General features: G+C 62.2%; 16 protein-coding genes. 3 read left to right on the top strand and 13 right to left on the bottom strand.

Annotation, left to right across the window (positions count from 1 at the left end):
• Positions 1-272: 272 nt before the first annotated feature.
• The 4 genes from AB4118_RS26960 to AB4118_RS26945 all read right to left on the bottom strand — a co-directional run bounded on the left by AB4118_RS26960 (position 273) and on the right by AB4118_RS26945 (position 3705).
• Positions 273-461, bottom strand: a complete 189-nt coding sequence (locus AB4118_RS26960) for a hypothetical protein (RefSeq protein ID WP_441492620.1) — start codon at positions 459-461, stop codon at positions 273-275.
• A gap of 499 nt (positions 462-960) precedes the next feature.
• Positions 961-1305, bottom strand: coding sequence for a hypothetical protein (locus tag AB4118_RS26955; RefSeq protein WP_441492619.1), 345 nt, complete (start codon positions 1303-1305; stop codon positions 961-963).
• 443 nt (positions 1306-1748) lie between these two features.
• Positions 1749-2210: a CBS domain-containing protein gene (locus tag AB4118_RS26950; protein WP_441492618.1), complete on the bottom strand. Its 462-nt coding sequence runs from the start codon at positions 2208-2210 to the stop codon at positions 1749-1751.
• A gap of 292 nt (positions 2211-2502) precedes the next feature.
• A complete protein-coding gene (locus AB4118_RS26945) occupies positions 2503-3705 on the bottom strand; it encodes an MFS transporter (protein WP_441492617.1) in 1203 nt (400 codons plus the stop codon).
• Between the two features lie 123 nt (positions 3706-3828).
• Between AB4118_RS26945 and AB4118_RS26940 the strand changes: the two genes are divergently transcribed.
• Positions 3829-4737, top strand: a complete 909-nt coding sequence (locus tag AB4118_RS26940) for a LysR family transcriptional regulator (protein WP_441492616.1) — start codon at positions 3829-3831, stop codon at positions 4735-4737.
• Positions 4738-5840: 1103 nt separating this feature from the next.
• Here the strand turns inward: AB4118_RS26940 and AB4118_RS26935 are convergent.
• The 8 genes from AB4118_RS26935 to AB4118_RS26900 all read right to left on the bottom strand — a co-directional run bounded on the left by AB4118_RS26935 (position 5841) and on the right by AB4118_RS26900 (position 13230).
• Positions 5841-6632, bottom strand: coding sequence for an amino acid ABC transporter ATP-binding protein (locus AB4118_RS26935; protein ID WP_441492615.1), 792 nt, complete (start codon positions 6630-6632; stop codon positions 5841-5843).
• Between the two features lie 82 nt (positions 6633-6714).
• On the bottom strand, positions 6715-7536 hold the full coding sequence (locus AB4118_RS26930; RefSeq protein ID WP_441492614.1) for a transporter substrate-binding domain-containing protein: 822 nt from the start codon (positions 7534-7536) through the stop codon (positions 6715-6717).
• Positions 7537-7583: 47 nt separating this feature from the next.
• Positions 7584-8234, bottom strand: a complete 651-nt coding sequence (locus AB4118_RS26925; protein WP_441492613.1) for an amino acid ABC transporter permease — start codon at positions 8232-8234, stop codon at positions 7584-7586.
• 10 nt (positions 8235-8244) lie between these two features.
• Positions 8245-8913, bottom strand: coding sequence for an amino acid ABC transporter permease (locus AB4118_RS26920; RefSeq protein ID WP_441492612.1), 669 nt, complete (start codon positions 8911-8913; stop codon positions 8245-8247).
• 108 nt (positions 8914-9021) lie between these two features.
• Entirely contained in the window at positions 9022-9783 is a 762-nt protein-coding gene (locus AB4118_RS26915) for a 3-ketoacyl-ACP reductase (RefSeq protein ID WP_441492611.1), read from the bottom strand.
• A 1-nt stretch (position 9784) separates the two neighbouring features.
• Entirely contained in the window at positions 9785-10558 is a 774-nt protein-coding gene (locus AB4118_RS26910) for an enoyl-CoA hydratase/isomerase family protein (protein ID WP_441492610.1), read from the bottom strand.
• Positions 10555-12147, bottom strand: a complete 1593-nt coding sequence (locus AB4118_RS26905; protein ID WP_441492609.1) for an acyl CoA:acetate/3-ketoacid CoA transferase — start codon at positions 12145-12147, stop codon at positions 10555-10557. Before AB4118_RS26905 ends, AB4118_RS26910 begins: the two co-directional genes overlap by 4 nt.
• A 24-nt stretch (positions 12148-12171) precedes the next feature.
• Positions 12172-13230 (bottom strand): LacI family DNA-binding transcriptional regulator, encoded by a 1059-nt coding sequence (locus tag AB4118_RS26900; protein ID WP_441492608.1) that lies wholly within the window; start codon positions 13228-13230, stop codon positions 12172-12174.
• Positions 13231-13400: 170 nt separating this feature from the next.
• Between AB4118_RS26900 and AB4118_RS26895 the strand changes: the two genes are divergently transcribed.
• Both AB4118_RS26895 and AB4118_RS26890 read left to right on the top strand, forming a co-directional pair.
• Positions 13401-14564, top strand: a complete 1164-nt coding sequence (locus AB4118_RS26895) for a dihydrodipicolinate synthase family protein (RefSeq protein ID WP_441492607.1) — start codon at positions 13401-13403, stop codon at positions 14562-14564.
• A 15-nt stretch (positions 14565-14579) separates the two neighbouring features.
• Positions 14580-15734: an acyl-CoA dehydrogenase family protein gene (locus tag AB4118_RS26890; protein WP_441492606.1), complete on the top strand. Its 1155-nt coding sequence runs from the start codon at positions 14580-14582 to the stop codon at positions 15732-15734.
• Between the two features lie 252 nt (positions 15735-15986).
• Here the strand turns inward: AB4118_RS26890 and AB4118_RS26885 are convergent, their stop codons facing one another.
• Positions 15987-17195, bottom strand: coding sequence for an extracellular solute-binding protein (locus tag AB4118_RS26885; protein WP_441492605.1), 1209 nt, complete (start codon positions 17193-17195; stop codon positions 15987-15989).
• Positions 17196-17498 lie beyond the last annotated feature (303 nt).

The following is a 17498-nucleotide window of genomic DNA, read 5'->3' as shown; positions in this document are numbered from 1 at the left end:
AAGAAATCCGGCGCGGTTTCACGCAGGCCGTGGGGACGATCACTACAGCCTTTCGTCCCTTGCAGCCTGCCTTGCGCAGGCGGAGACTTCCGCGCGAACTCCTCAGCGCCTGAAAGTGGCCCGCCATAGTGGCGCTCGGGCATCTATCCCAATGACAGATCGATCGACGAACTCTTCGTCCGCCTCCGTGCCAAGCGCCGATTTCTCCTGAAGACTTCGGTCAGACGGTTTTTCGGCTTCGGCGGCCTATTCGCCCCAGCGCAAGGAACGCCTTATTCCATCGCCTCGCGCTGTTTCAGCAGCTGGTTCAGCAGCTCTTGTTGATGGTTGATCCTGTTCGCGATTGCTTCTTCCGCAGCAGATCCAGTGGTTGCGGTGGCTCGTTCCATCAGATCGGCTATATTTCTTCGGGCGACCGCAATCTGGTTATCAAGATTCTGCTTGGACCCATTATCAGGCATTGGCTCATTCCTCAGTGGGATCTAGCGTCGATTACCAGAGGTGATGCAGCAAAAACGTTTCGGGCTATACTCAACAAATCATTCGGGGAACTTGCCCGAATTAGCGGAAACAATCTGATATAGAATGCGATATCGCGCCAAATATTTGCTGATTTCTGCCAACGGAATTGAACGTCCTGCATCCGGGCAGCAAGCAACCTATGCGATCATCGTGCGAATGATGCCAGCTACCGGCGCCCGTGACTTGCCTAAGCAAGGTCTCGCCGCGGAAGCAGCTGAGCAAGCGGTCGAAGCATAGGAAAACCATAGCCGCTATGCTGCGGATCGCCAGGATCTCTACCTAGAGTGCGCAGATAACGCGGACGGCAGGCCCCCGGGGCGGCGTACGTGCAGTGGGCCGCGACCAGCGACGCCGCGATGCTGCATGGTGATTGAACCTAGACTGCGCCAGCCGCTCGCCTACCAGTGCAAGCACGGGTTCTGTAGATGGCACGGGCGCTCAGTCGTCGGCGTCGTGCCCGTGTTCGTGACGGTGGGCGTAGCGCTCGGCCGGGTCTTCTTCGTCCTCGTCCGGGATGTCGTCTTTGTTCAATAGCCGCTCAAGCCAGAGCAGCGCGGCGGCCTTGGCCTCCTCGACGCTGTCCTCGGCGCAGACCGCCCGACGGTTTTCCTGATCGGTGCCGATAAAGCTCCCCTCGGAAAACCGGCTCGGCCTGATTACAAACCAAGCCTTGTCCGGCTGGTCATTCGGGTCGGTGTGCCAAAGGCTGACGCCATCGACGCTGGTCTCGTACCAGGCCACCTTCTTCGGAGTCTCCGGCATATTCCCGTTCCAATGGGCCATGGTCGGATGTCCTCAAGTCGAGAGGTAGATGACAATGCCGGATTCCTGGAATTGCCCCACTGGTCATGCCATCGCCCAGCGACCCATGGCGATTGGCGGTTCAAGGCGCGACGCTAGTCAACGACAATAGTCGTCGTCGTCTTCCTCGTCGTCATCCAACTTGTGGTCGCCGTCCCGTGCAGTGAAGTCAGCCTCAAGTGCCGCTTCCGCGCATGCTGTTTATCGGCACAGCGCAGTAAACAACTCGTCGCACATATCGGGCGTCACGACCATTAACAGAAGCAGCATCGTGAGTGCGCCGACAGCCGTTCTGGGCTGTGTCGACGATCAGCAGAGTCGGATGCCGCCCCACATCATCAGGATGAGCGCAGGCGCCAATTCGCCTTCGCGCGAGAAAGCCCGCTTGCGCGATCTCGCGCTGCTCACCCTGACTGTCGTCGCGATCAGGCCCCATGGAAGCTAGCGGGCCAAGGTGCCGAGGCGTGACGCGATGCGTCGCGTGCAACAAGCTGCGATACCTCAGCGAACAGGTCCATCGGCGCTCTCAGCGCCAAATCCGACAGGGAGAGGATACCGATCATCCGTTTCTCTCTGTTCATCACCGGAACATGATGGATCTGCTCCTCCGCCATGCGGCGCGTCGCATCCCTGACGTCATCGTCCTCGAAGCACCAGGTGATGCCCGCCGTCATGACCTTTCTCGCCTTTGTAGTGTTGGGATCGGCCCCTTCGGCGCAGCCTCGGCAGGCAAGGTCTCTGTCCGTGATCATTCCGATAAGGCGATCATTTTCTCCCACCGGAAGGCACCCGATTTTCGCGTCGCGCATCTTGCGCGCGACCTCGGTCAGCGAGATGTCCGGAGAGATCCATTCTGCATGTGCGGTCATAGCGTCACGAACGAGCATGATAACCTCCTGCTCTGCGCGGCTTCGAGTCTGAGGCATGTCGCTCTCTGAAGGGATTGCCTGGTGGTCTCCACGCTGCGCCGGAATGCGCTGCGCCAGCCGAGCGCGCTATTCAGAAAACTGCCTTGGGCGCCGAAAGCGTGGTCCGGGAAAGGACTCTGGCGAAGGCCTGCCCCAGGGAGTGGCATGCTCGTGGATGATAACGGATCATCACGGGGCGAGCCAGCATAGTGTGCGGTGACCAGGCAATTCGGCGCAGCCAGGGCCGACAGCAGGGCCAGCGGACCAGTCCTTACTCGGGGCCGCCGATCCAGTCGACCAGCAGAGCTGCGAGGCCGAATACAGCGCCGGCGGAGCAGACAGCTGGCCAACCATTCCAGGCCCAAGCGATGCCGGCCAGCATCGATCCGGTGGCGCCACCGATGAAGAAAATGCCCACGAACAGCCCATTTAAGCGTCCGCGCGCCTTGGGCTGTAGTAGGTTGATGGCGCGGCGGCCGAGCGTTTGGTCGCCGGTTACGCCGATGTCGAGCAGCACGGCGCTGACGACCATTAGTCCCAACGGAACCCATCCGGTTGCGGTCGCGGCTGCGGCGGAGCCTGCCCACGCCGACAGCGCCATCGCGCCGATCAGCACGAGGTGGCAGGCGAGAGTGGCGGAGCGCGTCAAACCACGATCTCCAGCGCGGCCGAACAGCGGCGTGACTGCAGCACCTCCGACGCCCGCCAACGCAAACAGCGCAATGCCGCGCTGGCCGAGGTCGAAGGGCGACTGTGCAAGGCGCAATGCCACCGCCGTCCAGAACAAGCTGAACGCCGCCATTACCAGCGCCGCTGTCAGGGCGCGCCGTCGAAGCATCGGTTCGTCGCGCAAAAGGCCGAGCAGCGAGGCGATCAGCGCGCCATAGGATGTTCTCGCTACCGGGAGCCGTCGCGGCAAGCTGAAAGCGAGGACGCAGGCGAGCAGAATCAGAGAAGCAGCGCTGAGGCCATAGAAGGCTCGCCAGCCCCAAGCATCGGCGACCAGGCTGGCCAGCGGACGCGCCAGCAGGATGCCGACCATCAACCCGCTCATGACGTCGCCGATAACGCGACCATCCTGTCCAGGTGGGGCCATGGATGCGGCGATCGGCACAAGGATCTGAATCGCGGAACAGGCGGCGCCCAGGACGAACAGCACTATCAGCAGCGCGCTTGCCGTAGGCGCCAGTGTGGCAATACCAGCGGCCATTGCTGCCGCGATTAACATACGCAGGATTAGGGCGCGATTCTCGGCGAGATCGGCGAGCGGCACGAGGAAGAATAGGCCGGCGGCATAGCCAAGCAGGGTGGCCATGGCGACGAGGCCGAAGCCTGCGGCATCGGCGCCGAACGATGGCCCGATTAGGCCAACTAATGTCTGCGGCGCGAACAGATTGGTGACGATGATGCCGACAGCGGTGGCAAATAGCACAGTCTGCGGGCCGGTAATTGTGGCGGCCGGCAAATGCGTCATTTGTCCGTCTTTCGTTCCTCGCATGGTCGATCCTCAACATTCCGCATATCGTTTTTTGCTTTTATGCGAAACCGTCACCATGCTACAATTCAATAAATTCGATAATGATTATGCGGGTCTATTATGAACATTCATGACCTCGAAGCCTTTATCGCCGTGGTGGAAACCGGTTCGATCGTCGGTGCGTCAGCGAGACTTAATCTTACCCAGCCGGGTGTAACCCGCCGCATCCAGAACCTTGAGGACGCGCTGGCAACGGCGTTGCTCGACCGCCAGTCGAAGCCGCTGAAGCCGACAGCCTCCGGCCGTGAAGCCTATGAACATGGCCGGCGCGTGCTACGTTCGCTTGAGGATTTGAAGGCCGGCGTGTCGCCAGAGGGCGAGGTCAGGGGCGAGTTCCGGCTGGGCATTATGCCCTATCTCTCCGATGCCGCGCTGGCGATGCCGCTCGATGGCCTGCGCGCCGCGTTCCCGCAACTGACTTTACGCATCACCTCCGGCTGGTCGCCAAGGCTGGTCGAGCAGGTGGCGCGCAGCGAGCTCGACGCAGTGGCGGTGTGTCTCGCGGAGGGTTTGGCGCCGCCGCAGGAACTGATCTGCGACGATCTCGGCGCGCAAACAGTGCTGCTGGTTGCGTCATCCGACCTTGGTGTACCGCGGGAAGCCGACCTTGCCACGCTGTCGCAATTTCCCTGGGTGATGAACGAAAATGGCTGTGGCTTTCGTGCCTATATCCGCCAGAGCTTCGAGGTGGCGCGGCTGCCTTTCCAAGTTGGGGTGGAGGCTCTCAGTGTCGATCTCAGAATGTCGCTGGTGGCGCGCGGCCACGGCATCGGCATAGTCACCCCGGCCGCCTTCGCCGACGGCCGCTGGCGCGAGGGAGTTGAGGTCATCGACTGCCCAAACTTCAAGCCGCAAGTGCGCGCTTGGTTGCTGCACCGCCCCCCGGCAGGCAGGCTCGCGCGGCCGATTGAAGTGTTCCGCAATGCCTTGATCGAAGGGCTTCAGCTTCCGATGCCGCTGTTATCGTAACACGGTGCTCAGAGCAGTGCTTCACGAGGCCTTATCAGTCCCCGATTGGCGCCTTGTGATCGAAGCCGTATAAGTATACTTGCCGGCTCCAAACTTCAGTTTATTTTCCATCGCGGATTGATGCGGTCATTTCCGCTTGGCAGTGCGTTTGACTCGCGAGATCATTGCTCCGCGGCTTATGTTGCTTTGGGTCTGGGGAAACGAGCGTCATCGCCATGCTTTATGCCCTTATCGGGCTTACGGCCCTGTTTGTCGTGGCTGTCTTCGCACACGCGGGGGACAAGAGCCCGCTTCAACGCCGGCTTTACGATCAGCGGCACCGCAGCACCGAGCAGGCGTTTAGACGGAGGAGCCGTATTTGACATAATTAGTGCCAGTTGTCGGCTCGCGCTGGTGGACGTCCTAGGCAACGATAGGCGGCTGTTCCTTCGGCCAAAGCCGCCAGATATTCGTAAGATGAGTTGACGATCTTCGTCTCAAACGCGCGAACCCTCGACTCGGGGATCTCAGAGCGGACGGATCATGGTCCCCGATAGCGATCCAGGATGGACACCGAACCTTCGACCGATTGTCACCCAAACAATTGGTGCCCGTATCATCGGTTCCGATCACGCCGCGGCATCAGTAGTTCACCTAGCCTCGCTCCCCCGCCAAAAATTCTTGGGAGGCGAGCGATGTCGGAAAGGCTCTCCACCTTGCCTCAAATGAACGGTTTCACGGGCGAACTGGTCGAGCCATTGACCAGCAAGGCGGTGTTCCAGTCTAGCTTGGCACACCGATATGCACGGCGCGCTCGAACCAAGAAGATCCTGCGCTCGCTGAGCGATGAGCAACTCCGGGACGATGCGCCGCTGCCCCGGCGGGACGGTCCGGGACATGTGAGCACCGTGTTGTGGCCGGAGCTGACGGGTAGTCGAACTGGAACGCCAAGAGACTACAAGTGCAAGCGCGCTGTCGACGGATAATGATCGCCCACTTAAAGCGCGGGCCAGCCCAATCTAGCAACTGGGGCTCCAGCACGTTCCCCATTAGTTGCCTCCCCCTCAAGCACCGAGCCTCTCCCGAGGTGAAGCTGCCAGGCGAGAGATCGCCCTCAGCGGAAGTCAGTGCTGATTAGAATGAAGAATCTGGCCGAGAAATTGTCGCGTGCGTTCATTTCGAGGTGTTGAGAAAAATTCTGCAGGCGGCGCGACCTCGACGATCTCGCCTGCATCCATGAAGATTATCCGGTCAGCAACCTTGCGGGCGAAACCCATCTCATGAGTGACGCAGATCATGGTCATGCCGCTTTCGGCGAGTTCTACCATGACGTCGAGGACCTCGCTGACCATCTCCGGATCGAGCGCCGAAGTAGGCTCGTCGAACAACATGATCCTCGGGTTCATGCATAACGACCGCGCGATTGCAACGCGTTGTTGCTGGCCACCCGAGAGCTGGATCGGGTATTTCGCGGCCTGCTCGGGGATATGGACGCGCTCCAAGATGATGCGAGCGTTCGCCTCGGCCTCCGGCCTCCTGATCCCGCGCACCTTCATTGGCGCTAGCGTGCAATTTTCCAACACCGTCAGATGCCCGAACAGGTTGAAGCTCTGGAACACCATGCCGATCTCGCGGCGGATGTTCTCGATGCCGCTCAGATGCGCGTGTACGCTCGTGCCATCAATGATAATCTCGCCGCTCTGGTGTTCCTCGAGCTGGTTGAGACAGCGGATCAGGGTCGACTTGCCAGAGCCCGAGGGTCCACAAATGACGATGCGCTCGCCGCGGTTGACCGTCAGGTCGATGTTCCGCAGAACCTGGAAGTCGCCATAGAATTTGTCGACCTTGCGCATCTCGATCATAACGTCGCCCGCGGTGCGGGACGCGCCGGTCTTCTCTGTTGCGGGCATCGTCATGAGCTTCATCTCGTTTTGACCAGAGAATTTGGCGCGCCCGACCCGAGACCGGACGCGCCATGTCACGCGTTTGGGCAGGTTCTCAGAAGGTCGGCATCGGCGGAAGCTTGTTCAACGGAATGCCGAACCAGCGCTGGTTGATGGCGCTGAGTTCGCCGTTCTTCTCGATATCGGCGATGAATTTGTTGGCGAACTCGGCGAGCGCAGTGTCGGCCTTGCGAAAGGCCATGCCATTGGCCTGCTCGCGCAGGGTCAGCTTCGGCTCCATGTTGAGCTGTGGATAGTCCTTGTTGAGTTGCGCGAGGATGGTGTTACTCGCGCCCATGGCCTGGACCTGACCTGAGATCAGGGCCTGCAGCGCCGTGGCATCGTCGTCGAAGCGCTTGAGTGGCGTGCCCTGCGGCGCGATCGCGCTGATGGCCGTGTCCTGCGTCGAGGCGCGCGCGACACTGATCGTCACCGGCTTCAGGTCCTCCGGAGTCTTGATGTTCAGGCTCTTGGGACCCAGCACGTAAATGGTGAGCGTGCTGTAGGGATTGGAGAATAGCACCTGCTTTGAGCGCTCGGCGGTGATGCCGAACGTGGCAATCAGCACGTCAATTTTGTTGGTCAGCAGATAGGGTATGCGGTTTGGCCCGGTGACCGGGACGAGTTCGAGCTGCACGCCAAGCGCCTTGGCCATCAGCTTGGCGACGTCGGCGTCGTATCCGGCCGGCTGCTGCTGGGCGTCGGTGCCGCCGAAAGGCGGATAGTCGGTCAGTACGCCAACCAGCAGCTTGCCGCGCGCCTTGATCTCCTCGGGCGTGGCTGCGCTCGCCGGGGCGGCGCCGAGAGTTGCGGCGGCGACGCCGGCGAGAAGCAGCGCGCCGAGGCTGCGGCGCAGGATGGACTTGAACAGTGACATGGGACGTTTCTCCTCGGGTGGACTTGGTAGGCCTTGCGTCGCCGCGCTTAGCGCGCGGCGACCAGGAGCTTTTGCTCCATTCGCTTGCTGTAGGCCGATAGCGGCCGGCAGATCAGGTAGTAGATCAACGCGACGAGCGCGAAGATGGTAAAGGGCCGGAAGGTGGCGTTGTTAATCACCTGCGCCGCCCGCGTCAGTTCGACGAAGCCGATGATCGAGGCGAGCGAAGTGCCCTTAATCAGCTGAACGAGGAAGCCGATCGTTGGCGGAATGGAGATTCTGACCGCTTGTGGCACGACGACCAGCGCCATCTTCGGCCAGTAGCGCAGACCGAGTGAGGTCGCCGCCTCCCATTGCCCGCGCGGCACGACCTCAATAGCGCCGCGCCAAATCTCGCCCAGGAAGGCGCTGGCATGCAGCGACAAGCCGATCGCGGCTGCGGTCCAGGGATCGACTGACCAGCCAAACAGACCGGGCACGAAGAACGCGAGGAAGAGCTGCATCAACAGCGGCGTGCCCTGGAAGACCTTGATATAGCCGTTCGCGACCAGCCTGAGCCATTTGAACTCACTAGTTCGAGCGAGCGCGACAAGGGCGCCGCCAATCGCGCCGCCGACAAAGGCAACGACCGAGAGCAGCAGCGTCCAGCGCACCGCGGCGATGATGTAGAGGATCTCGTTAGGTCCGAGTGTGCGCATCGTCTGAAACCTACCGGGTTGGCTTGCGCAGGAGGGTGCGCTCGATTCCGGCGAAGGCGCTCCAGAAGAACAGCGACAGGCCGAAATAGATGCAGGTCACAACGAAATAGACCTCGAAGCTGCGGAAGGTGCGCGACTGGATATCGCCCGCGACCGCCGTGAGCTCGCTCGCCGCGATCGCGGAGCAGACGCTCGAATTTAGCATCAGCAGGATGAACTGGCTGGTCAGCGAGGGATAGACCGCCTGGATCGCCGGCTTGAGGACGATGTAGCGAAAGATTTGCAGCGGCCGCATGCCGAGCGACTTGCCGGCCTCGACCTGGCCCTTGTGAATGCTCTCGATGCCAGCGCGGATAATCTCGATGCCGTAGGCGCCGACATTGACGACGAGCGCGATGAGCGCCGCCTCGTTCGATGAAAGTTTGATGCCGAGCGTAGGCAGACCGAAATAGATCATGAAGATCTGAATCAGGAACGGCGTATTCCGGATCAGCTCGATATATTCGTCGATGAGCCAGCGTAGCCATCGCGGACCCGAAGTCTTGCCGAGCGCCCCCGCGACCGAAACGACCATGCCGATCGCCATTGCAAGTGCCGAGAGCACGAGCGTGTTGATCAGTCCCTGCAGTAACTCTGGCCACGCCGCGAAGACGTCGGCGAAATCGAATTCATAGCTCATGCAAAACACCCGATGCGGCGGGTGACCAAGCGTCCAGCCATCCGTCTCCTCCTATGCCCTCACCGGCCGGTTCGATATCGGCTCTTTGTCTTACAACCATTGCGCCAATTACAGACGCGGGATCATCAATCCACCATCAGCATTGATCACTGTGCCCGTCGCGTAGGCGAAATTGCCGCTCGCCAGACCGACCACGCAACGCGCCACGTCCTCGCCCTCGCCCCAGCGCCCGGCTGGTATCATGCCGTCCGCGATACGGGCATCGTATTTGGCCGCGACCTTCGCGGTCATGTCGGTGCGGATCACGCCCGGTCGGACCTCGAAGACCGGGATGCCTTCGGGCGCGAGCCTGACCGCGAGCGCCTTCGCCCACATCGAGAGACCGAGCTTCGAGACGCAATATTGCGCCCGGTCGATCGAAACCAGCTCCGTGCTGGCCGACGTGATGAAGACGATCACCGGCCGCTCTGCCTTGTCCGCGAGCATCGCCTTGGCGACTTCCTGGCTCAAGAAGGCGGCGCCGCGCAGGTTGACATCCATGACGACGTCGAAGCTTTCCGGCGTAATCTCCAGCATGTCACCGCGAACCGGCGCGCCGATCCCGGCATTCGAGACAAAGAGATCGAGCCGGCCGAAAGCCCGCTTCACATCCGCGTTTAGGGCAGCATGGCTTTCGACTGCGGCGACGTCATGCTTGAAGAACCGCGCCGCGGCGCCGGCCTCCTCGAAGAGCTTCAGCGCCACGGCGACCGCCTCGTCCTCGACAACGTCGGTGAAGGCGATGTCATGGCCTGCCCTGGCGAGCGCGACACCGATCGCGCAGCCGATGCCGCGCCTTGCGCCGGTAATTAGTGCGACGGGGCGGGTCATCTTATTCCCCTCGGTAGAGCGGTGTGCGCTTTTCCTGGAAGGCGGCGACACCTTCCTTGACGTCATCAGTATAGGAGACGAGCGAGCTCGCCAGCGTCTCCATGATCGCTGCCCGGTCCTCGTCTTCCGCGGCGTTGATCAACTGCTTGACGATGATGTTCGCGACCGGACCACGGGCCGCGACGCGCTCGGCCATCGCTGTCGCGGCCGCGAGCGCCCCACCCTTCTCCACGACCTGATCGACGATGCCGAGAGCAAGCGCTGTCTCGGCGGTGACGACCTCGCCCGTCAGGGCAAGGCGACGCGCGACACGCCCGCCCAGGCGCTTGACCAGGCGTTGGGTGCCTGACCAGCCCGGAATCATACCGAGGCCGCTCTCGGGCAGGCCAATCTTGGCCTGAGCTTCACAGATGCGGATATCAGCGGTAACGGCGAGCTCCAGCCCGCCGCCGAGTGCGTGGCCGTTCATGGCGGCGATAACCGGCGGTTTCATCCGCGCGAGCTTGTCGAAGACACGGTGGCCAGAACGCACCCAGCCCTGCCCCATCTCCAGTGCCGAAAGCTCGCCCCAGGCGACAATGTCGCCGCCGGCGCAGAAGGCCTTGCCTTCACCCGTAAGGATCACCGCGCGCACCGTTCGATTGGCATCGATCCTATCGGCGAAGCTGCCGAGCAGCCCAACCATGACGTCGTCGAGCGCATTGAGCTTTTCTGGCCTGGCGAGCGTGATCGTCGCGATGCCGGAGGCGATGTCGAGGCGGACGGAGTCGCTCATGCTGCCCTCATTGGAACTTCAAGGCCGATCAACGCCTCGTCGAACAAGGCCGCATCCATCAGCTTTGGCGGCCGCGGCACCAGAAGCGGAAACTCGCTCTGGGCGAGGATGTCACGCTCCAGATCCACGCCGGGCGCGATCTCCGTGATGACGATCCCCTCCGGCGTCAGCCTCATCACACAGCGTTCCGTGATGTAGGTCACCTCCTGCCCCTGTGCGACTGCGCGCGGCCCTGAGAAGGAGATGTGTTCGACGGCCTCGACGAGCTTCTTCACCCTCCCCTCCTTCTCGATAACCAGCTTGCCATCGGCGATCGCGAGCTTGGCCGCGGCGCTAAAATAGCCGGAGAAGACGATGCGCTTGGCCCGGGCGGTAATGTCGATGAAGCCGCCTGCGCCGGCCGTGACATGCGGCCTGACCCCGAGCTTGGAGACGTTGACACAGCCCTGCCGGTCGATCTGCAGGAAGGAGAGCAGCGACATGTCGAAGCCCGCCCCCTGGAAGTAGGTGAACTGGTAGGGCGACGGCACGATCGCCTCCGCATTGGAAGCGCAGCCAAACTGGAACTCGAGCAACGGCACGCCGCCGACGGCGCCCTGCTCGATCACCCAAGTCACCGCGCCGTGCTGCCCCTCCTCGATCAGGATGCGCGGGACGTTTGCTGAGATGCCGAAGCCGATATTGACCGCATCGCCATGGCGCAGTTCCTGCGCCACGCGCCGCGCGATGACCTTGGCGACGTCGAAGGCCGGCGTCTCGAAGCTCGACAGGGGCCGCGACACCTCGCCCGAGATCGCCGGATCATAGGCCGTCTGCGTCGTCTGCATCTGCTCGGGCGCGACAACGATTGCGTCGACCAAAATGCCGGGCACGAAGACGGCTTGCGTCTTAAGGCTGCCGGCGGCGACCACGCGCTTCACTTGTGCAATGACAATGCCGCCATTGTTGCGAACCGCCAGCGCTTGATCGAGCGGGCCGAGCAGGCCTCCCTCATGCTCGTAGGAGAGGTTGCCGCGTTCGTCGGCGGTCGTGGCGCGGATGATCGCGACCTGAGGTACGATGCTCCGGAAATAAAGCCAGTCGTCGCCATCGAAATCGACGCGGCTGACGATCGGCTCAGCCGCGGCGCGCGCATTCATGGCACAGCCCTGATGCCTGGGATCGACGAAAGTGTCCATGCCGATCTTGGTCAGCACGCCCGGCCGCTTGGCGGCGGCCTCGCGATGCATGTCGAACAGTATGCCGCTCGGGATGTTGTAGGCCGGTATCTGGTCGCCTGTGACCATCTTCCAGATTTCCGGTGGCTCGGCCGAGGACGGGCCGGACGGATAGGAGCCACCCATAATCCGCGCCAGTAGGCCCGACTTCGCCAGATGGTCGATGCCCTTGATGCCCCACATGTCGCCGGCTGCGATCGGATGCAGGGTCGTGAGATTGCGCGGATGGCCGCAGGCGTCGAAGCGTCGGCCGATTGCCGCCAGCACGGCGTCGGGACAACCCAGACCGGACGACGAGGAGACAGTGACAATCGCCTCGTCCGGGATCAGGGCCGCGGCTTCGTCAGCGGAGAGAATGCGAGGAAAGGCCATGGTTTTGTCTCTGGATGTGAATTGTCAGCCGGCGGCGGCCAGTGCGCGCTGATAGGCGCCACAGGATTCTCGGATGACGAGGTTGGCGGGGCCTATGTAGCTCTCCGATTCCGCGGCTGAATCGGCGATCTGCTTCAGCAGCAGCGCGGCGGCGCGCTCGCCGAGCCCGACGGGATCAACAGCGACGGTGGTCAGTGCTGGCGAGACATGACGCGCCTCGCTGGTGTCGTCGAAACCGACGATCGCGATGTCGCGCCCGACAACGAGACCGTGCCGCGCCGCGGCGAGCATCGCGCCGATTGCGACGACATCGTTGTAGCAGACCACCGCTGTAGGCCGATCATTTAGCGATAGTACAGCGCTCATTGCACCGAAGCCCCCGTCGCGTGTCGGCATACTTTCAAGGTTGAGGGTTGGATCAACTTTGCGGCCGGCCGCCTCCATAGCCGCGAGAAAGCCGCCGTGCCGCTCCTGTCGGACGACCATCGAATGCATGCCGCCGAGATAGGCGATGCGCTCATGGTCAAGATTGATGAGATGGCGGGTGATCCGGCTGGCCCCGGCGACGTTTTCCGGCACGACGTGGCTTACCTCGGCGCCCGGAAGGCGCCGGATCGCCACCACGAGCGCAGTATCGGCTGCTTTGACCCAATCGAGATGCTCAGACCGCGTGTCCAGCGCCGGACAAAGGATGATGCCGCCAGCACCATGCTCGCGCATCATCCGCATCACCTGGTCCTGACGCACCACGCTTTCGGCTGTGTTGGCCATGAAGGCGACATAACCTGCCATCTGCAGGACCTTTTCGACGCCAATCGCAAATTCGGCGAAGAATGGGTTCGAGAGGTCGTTGAGGACCAGGCCCACGATGCGGGATTGCGCATTTCGGAGGTTGGCAGCGCCGCGGTTGTAGACATAGCCCAGCTGGTCCATCGTCTGCAGAACCTGCTGCCGAGTCTCGCGCTTGACGGTGCCGCGCCCGGTCAGGACGAGCGAGACCGTCGATTTCGAGACGCCGGCGGCGTCCGCGATCTCGATGATCGTCACCTTTCGCTTGCCGCTTTTCGACTTCGGCATCGGCATCGTTTCATCCCTGAACCGTCTGCGTCACTTCTTATTATGGAACGTTCCATTATCATACTTGCGCGAGTGAGGCAATCACCCTCTTTCAAATGATTTTATGCATCTATATAAGGTTATTGAGGCGTTCATGAAATGGAACGTTCCATTAAACCGCACTCCCGGAGGAAGCGATGGCTGAAATTTCCCTGCCCCGTGCGGACGGCAGCAGCGAGCGCTACCCGTTGGCGGCGCCCTCCCCTTATCCCCGCACCGCTTCCGCAAACGGGGTTCGCACCGTCTATGCGGCAGCCCATGTCGTGGCCGACCCGCTGAAGCTGCAGGAGCCCTGGCGCGTCGCGGCGGTGGACTGGGACGCCACTCTGGCTTTCCGCCACCATCTTTGGGGCCTCGGCTTCAAGGTTGCGGAGGCGATGGACACATCCCAGCGCGGCATGGGGCTGGATTGGCCGAATGCGGCTGAGCTGATCACCTGCGTTCTCGCTGAAGCCAAGGCGACGCCCGGCGCCGATCTCGCCTGCGGCGCCGGCACCGACCAACTGGATCCGCACGCGGCGCGCAGCCTCGACGACGTGTTACGCGCCTATGAGGAACAGATCGCCCATGTCGAGAAGCACGGTGGCAAGATTATCCTGATGGCGAGCCGCGCGCTCTGCCCCGTCGCGAAAAGCCCAGACGATTACCTCGCGGTCTACAGCCGTCTGATCGGCCAGTGCCGCGGCAAGGTGATCCTGCACTGGCTCGGCGAGATGTTCGACCCCGCGCTCGAAGGCTACTGGGGCAGCCGCGACTTCCGGCAATCCATGGAGACGGTGCTAACCTTGATCCGCGAGCACGCGGCCAAGATCGACGGCATCAAGGTCTCGCTGCTCGACGCCGGCAAGGAGATCGAGATGCGGCGCCTCCTGCCCGAAGGCGTCGTCATGTATACCGGCGACGACTTCAATTATGCCGAGCTGATCGCCGGCGATGAGCAGGGCTTCTCGCACGGGCTGCTTGGCATCTTCGATCCGATTGCGCCGGCTGCGGCAGCCGCCTTCGCCAGGTTGGAAGCTGGTGACAGAGCCGGCTTCCACGCTATCCTCGACCCGACAGTCGCGCTCTCTCGCCGGCTCTTCGAGGCCCCGACACAGCATTACAAATGCGGGGTGGTTTTCCTCGCCTGGCTGAATGGCTTCCAGAAACATTTTCGGATGGTCGGCGGCGCCGAATCCGCCCGCGGCATCCTGCACTATGCGGATCTCTTCCGCCTCGCCGACCAGTCCGGGCTCTTCGTCGAGCCGGAGCTTGCCGCACGCCGCATGGAGCATCTGTGCGCCCTTAACGGCGTCGCCTGAGGAAAGGGCCGTACCATGCACGCTCCATTGCTTGACACCGAGATCTACGAACAAATTCGCGAAACCGCCCGGCGCTTCGCGGAAGATGTCGTCAGGCCCGCCGCTGCCGATCTTGACCGTGACGAAACCTTTCCGGCCGAGATCTACCGCCTGATGGGCGAGATCGGCCTGTTCGGTATCACCGTGTCGGAAGAGCATGGCGGCTCCGGCCTCGACACGTTCGCCTATGCAATAGTGATGGAGGAGTTGTCGCGCGGTTATGCCTCGATCGCTGACCAGTGCGGCGTCGTCGAGCTGATCGGCACTCTGCTCACCCGCTACGGCACGCCCGAGCAGGTGAAGCTCCTGCCGGACATCATTTCCGCGAAGACCCGCATCGCTTACTGCCTGACCGAGGCGGAGGCCGGCTCCGACCTCTCTAATGTCCGCACCACCGCACGCGAGACCGCCGCCGGCTACGTCATCGATGGCAACAAGCTATGGATCCACAACGCGCCGGTCGCAGATCTCGGCTTCGTCCTAGCCTCGACCGACCCTGCCGCGGGCCATCGCGGCATGAGCATCTTCTTAGTCGATCTCCATGCATCGGGTGTCTCGCGCGGGCCGAAGGAGCACAAGATGGGCCAGCGCGCCAGCCAGGTCGGCGCACTCAACTTCGACGGCGTCGTGGTGCCGCGCGAGGCGCTGCTCGGCCCGACGGGGCGCGGCTTCCACATCATGATGAGTGTACTGGAGAAGGGCCGCGTCGGCATCGCTGCGCTCGCGACCGGCATTGCGCAGGCCGGGCTGGAAGCGGCTCTGGGCTACGCGCGAGACCGCCGTCAGTTCGGCAAGCCGATCCTCGACAATCAGGGACTGCAATGGATGCTGGCGGACATGGCCAAAGACATAGCAGCCGCCCGTGCCCTGACAGAGAGAGCCGCATTGCTGATAGACCACGCCAGACCCGCGACCGCTGCCGCGTCAATCGCGAAGTGCTTTGCAAGCGATATGGCAGTGGCGCAGACGGCCAATGCCGTCCAGATTTTCGGGGGCGCCGGGTATATCCGCGGGTTTGAAGTTGAGCGGCTCTATCGCGACGCCAAAATTACCCAGATATACGAAGGTACTAACCAGATTCAACGAACTATTATCGCCAAGGAACTCATTAAGAACGGGGCCGCGGCTTAACTCCTTGCCAACGACTTGCCGAGCTCACTTGGCATGATTGGCTGCAAATCGGCGGCCCCGAACAGAAATAGCATCTCAAGCCGGCGGCCGGCTACTCCGCTCCTGACCGCGGGAGCCGGGTAGCTGACCTTCGGCGACGCAATTACGGTCGGCGGACGACCCCAGGTCGCAGTGCTCTGGGTTAGGCCGCAAGCAGCAAGCAGAACGGCGGCCTGGTGGCGCGGAGGAAGGGCGCGCCACCGTCCTCCCTGCCTATTTCGTCCGTTTGGCGCCGATTTCCTCGTCCCAACGCCGAAACGCGAGGACCATCTTGTCCGGCGTCAGCGGCACCTCGATCGGGTTGTTGGCGATCAGGTCGGCGTATTCGGGGCGCCCGAATTCCTCGATCGCCTTCTGGCTCTCTGGCGGCGCCATCGAGAGCGGCACATCCTTCACGGCCGGCCCCGGATAGAAGTAGCCTTCATCATAGGTGAACGCCTGCTGCTGCGGCGTCAGTGCGAAGCTGATCAGGTCGAGCAAGACGGCGAGCTTCTCGCTCGAGACGCCTTTCGGGATGTACATATACTGGGCATCCGAGACCCAATGGAAGCCCTTGAGCGCCTGGATCTTCGCTTCCTTCGGCACGATACCGAGGACGCGCGGGTTGATGTCCCATCCGGTGGTGGAGATGATAATGTCGCGCGAGCCGTCGCCGAACTCTTTCATGGTCGCGGCAGTGCCCGTCGGATAGTACTCAATGCCGTTGCCGAGCTCCTTCAGATAGGTCCAGGTTTTGTCCCAGCCATTGGCCGGATCCTTCGGGTCCTTGTCGCCGAGCAGATAGGGCAGGCCCATGATAAAGGTGCGGCCCGGGCCAGAATTGGCCGGTCGAGCATAGAGAAAACGGTTCGGGTTCTGCTTGGTGTAGGCAAGCAGTTCGTCCGCCGTGGTCGGCACGGCCTTAACGCGTGCCGGCATGTACTCAAGCAGCGGACCGGAGGGATAGTAGACCATGCACATGCCCTGGCCGGAACCGAGGTTGTGCATGTCGAGCGCCGGCTTCATCAGAACTTTGGCTGGGTCGGGGAGTGAGGCGGCATGCTCGGGCAGCAACGTCACCCAAAGTTTCTGCTCAATACCCGCGGCGAGTGCGTCGAGGCCGCCGATGACAAGGTCTATATCGACGCGATTGGCCTCCTGCATCGCCTTGATCTTGCCGGGCAGTTCCGGCGCCGGTGCTTTGACGAAGGTCATGCGCGAGACGAGGTTGGGCTTGGCCGCGCGATAGTTCTCCAGCGGCTTCTGTAGCAGGGCGAGGGCGCCGCCGACATCGATGATGTTCAGCGCCACCGGCGACTTCGGCAGCGGCAGGCTCTGCGCCAACGCGCCCGTGGCACCGGTAGCGCCCAGCGTCAGCGAAGCCACGCTACCCTCGACAAATTGTCGGCGCGATGGGCCGGTTTTGTTGGTCTGGTCTGTCATTGGTTCCCCTCCCTGGCATTGCCACAACTTCACTCGATCAACTCGAGTGTAGGTTCCCGCACCACGAGACCGGGCACGAAGATTAGACTCCTTGGACCGGGGCTTAAGCCCTCACTTCTGGCAACAATACCTGCTGAAGCGGTGGGCCGCATCAGGTCGATGATGTCGAATTGGCCTGTCTTGAACTGGCGCGACAACGGAGCTGCGAATAGGGAAGTCTCTGATCGCTTGCTCCCGCTGTGTTGCGTCGCTAAGGCCATCAAAGGCGCTGGTAGAACGTTACACCATACCGGTTGGCAGACA

The organism is Allobosea sp. 2RAB26 (assembly GCF_052115465.1).
Taxonomy (GTDB): domain Bacteria; phylum Pseudomonadota; class Alphaproteobacteria; order Rhizobiales; family Beijerinckiaceae; genus Allobosea.
Note: the sequence above shows the minus strand (reverse complement) of the source record. Positions and strands in the feature narration are given on the sequence as shown.

Bases quoted from the DNA above. Each gene is read 5' to 3' on its own strand.
- AB4118_RS26895 (WP_441492607.1), top strand. From the start codon at position 13,401: ATGGCTGAAATTTCCCTGCCCCGTGCGGACGGCAGCAGCGAGCGCTAC.
- AB4118_RS26935 (WP_441492615.1), bottom strand. From the start codon at position 6,632: ATGACGATGCCCGCAACAGAGAAGACCGGCGCGTCCCGCACCGCGGGC.
- AB4118_RS26955 (WP_441492619.1), bottom strand. From the start codon at position 1,305: ATGGCCCATTGGAACGGGAATATGCCGGAGACTCCGAAGAAGGTGGCC.
- AB4118_RS26885 (WP_441492605.1), bottom strand. From the start codon at position 17,195: ATGACAGACCAGACCAACAAAACCGGCCCATCGCGCCGACAATTTGTC.
- AB4118_RS26900 (WP_441492608.1), bottom strand. From the start codon at position 13,230: ATGCCGATGCCGAAGTCGAAAAGCGGCAAGCGAAAGGTGACGATCATC.
- AB4118_RS26945 (WP_441492617.1), bottom strand. From the start codon at position 3,705: ATGACGCATTTGCCGGCCGCCACAATTACCGGCCCGCAGACTGTGCTA.
- AB4118_RS26905 (WP_441492609.1), bottom strand. From the start codon at position 12,147: ATGGCCTTTCCTCGCATTCTCTCCGCTGACGAAGCCGCGGCCCTGATC.
- AB4118_RS26930 (WP_441492614.1), bottom strand. From the start codon at position 7,536: ATGTCACTGTTCAAGTCCATCCTGCGCCGCAGCCTCGGCGCGCTGCTT.
- AB4118_RS26940 (WP_441492616.1), top strand. From the start codon at position 3,829: ATGAACATTCATGACCTCGAAGCCTTTATCGCCGTGGTGGAAACCGGT.
- AB4118_RS26910 (WP_441492610.1), bottom strand. From the start codon at position 10,558: ATGAGCGACTCCGTCCGCCTCGACATCGCCTCCGGCATCGCGACGATC.
- AB4118_RS26920 (WP_441492612.1), bottom strand. From the start codon at position 8,913: ATGAGCTATGAATTCGATTTCGCCGACGTCTTCGCGGCGTGGCCAGAG.
- AB4118_RS26925 (WP_441492613.1), bottom strand. From the start codon at position 8,234: ATGCGCACACTCGGACCTAACGAGATCCTCTACATCATCGCCGCGGTG.
- AB4118_RS26915 (WP_441492611.1), bottom strand. From the start codon at position 9,783: ATGACCCGCCCCGTCGCACTAATTACCGGCGCAAGGCGCGGCATCGGC.
- AB4118_RS26960 (WP_441492620.1), bottom strand. From the start codon at position 461: ATGCCTGATAATGGGTCCAAGCAGAATCTTGATAACCAGATTGCGGTC.
- AB4118_RS26950 (WP_441492618.1), bottom strand. From the start codon at position 2,210: ATGCTCGTTCGTGACGCTATGACCGCACATGCAGAATGGATCTCTCCG.
- AB4118_RS26890 (WP_441492606.1), top strand. From the start codon at position 14,580: ATGCACGCTCCATTGCTTGACACCGAGATCTACGAACAAATTCGCGAA.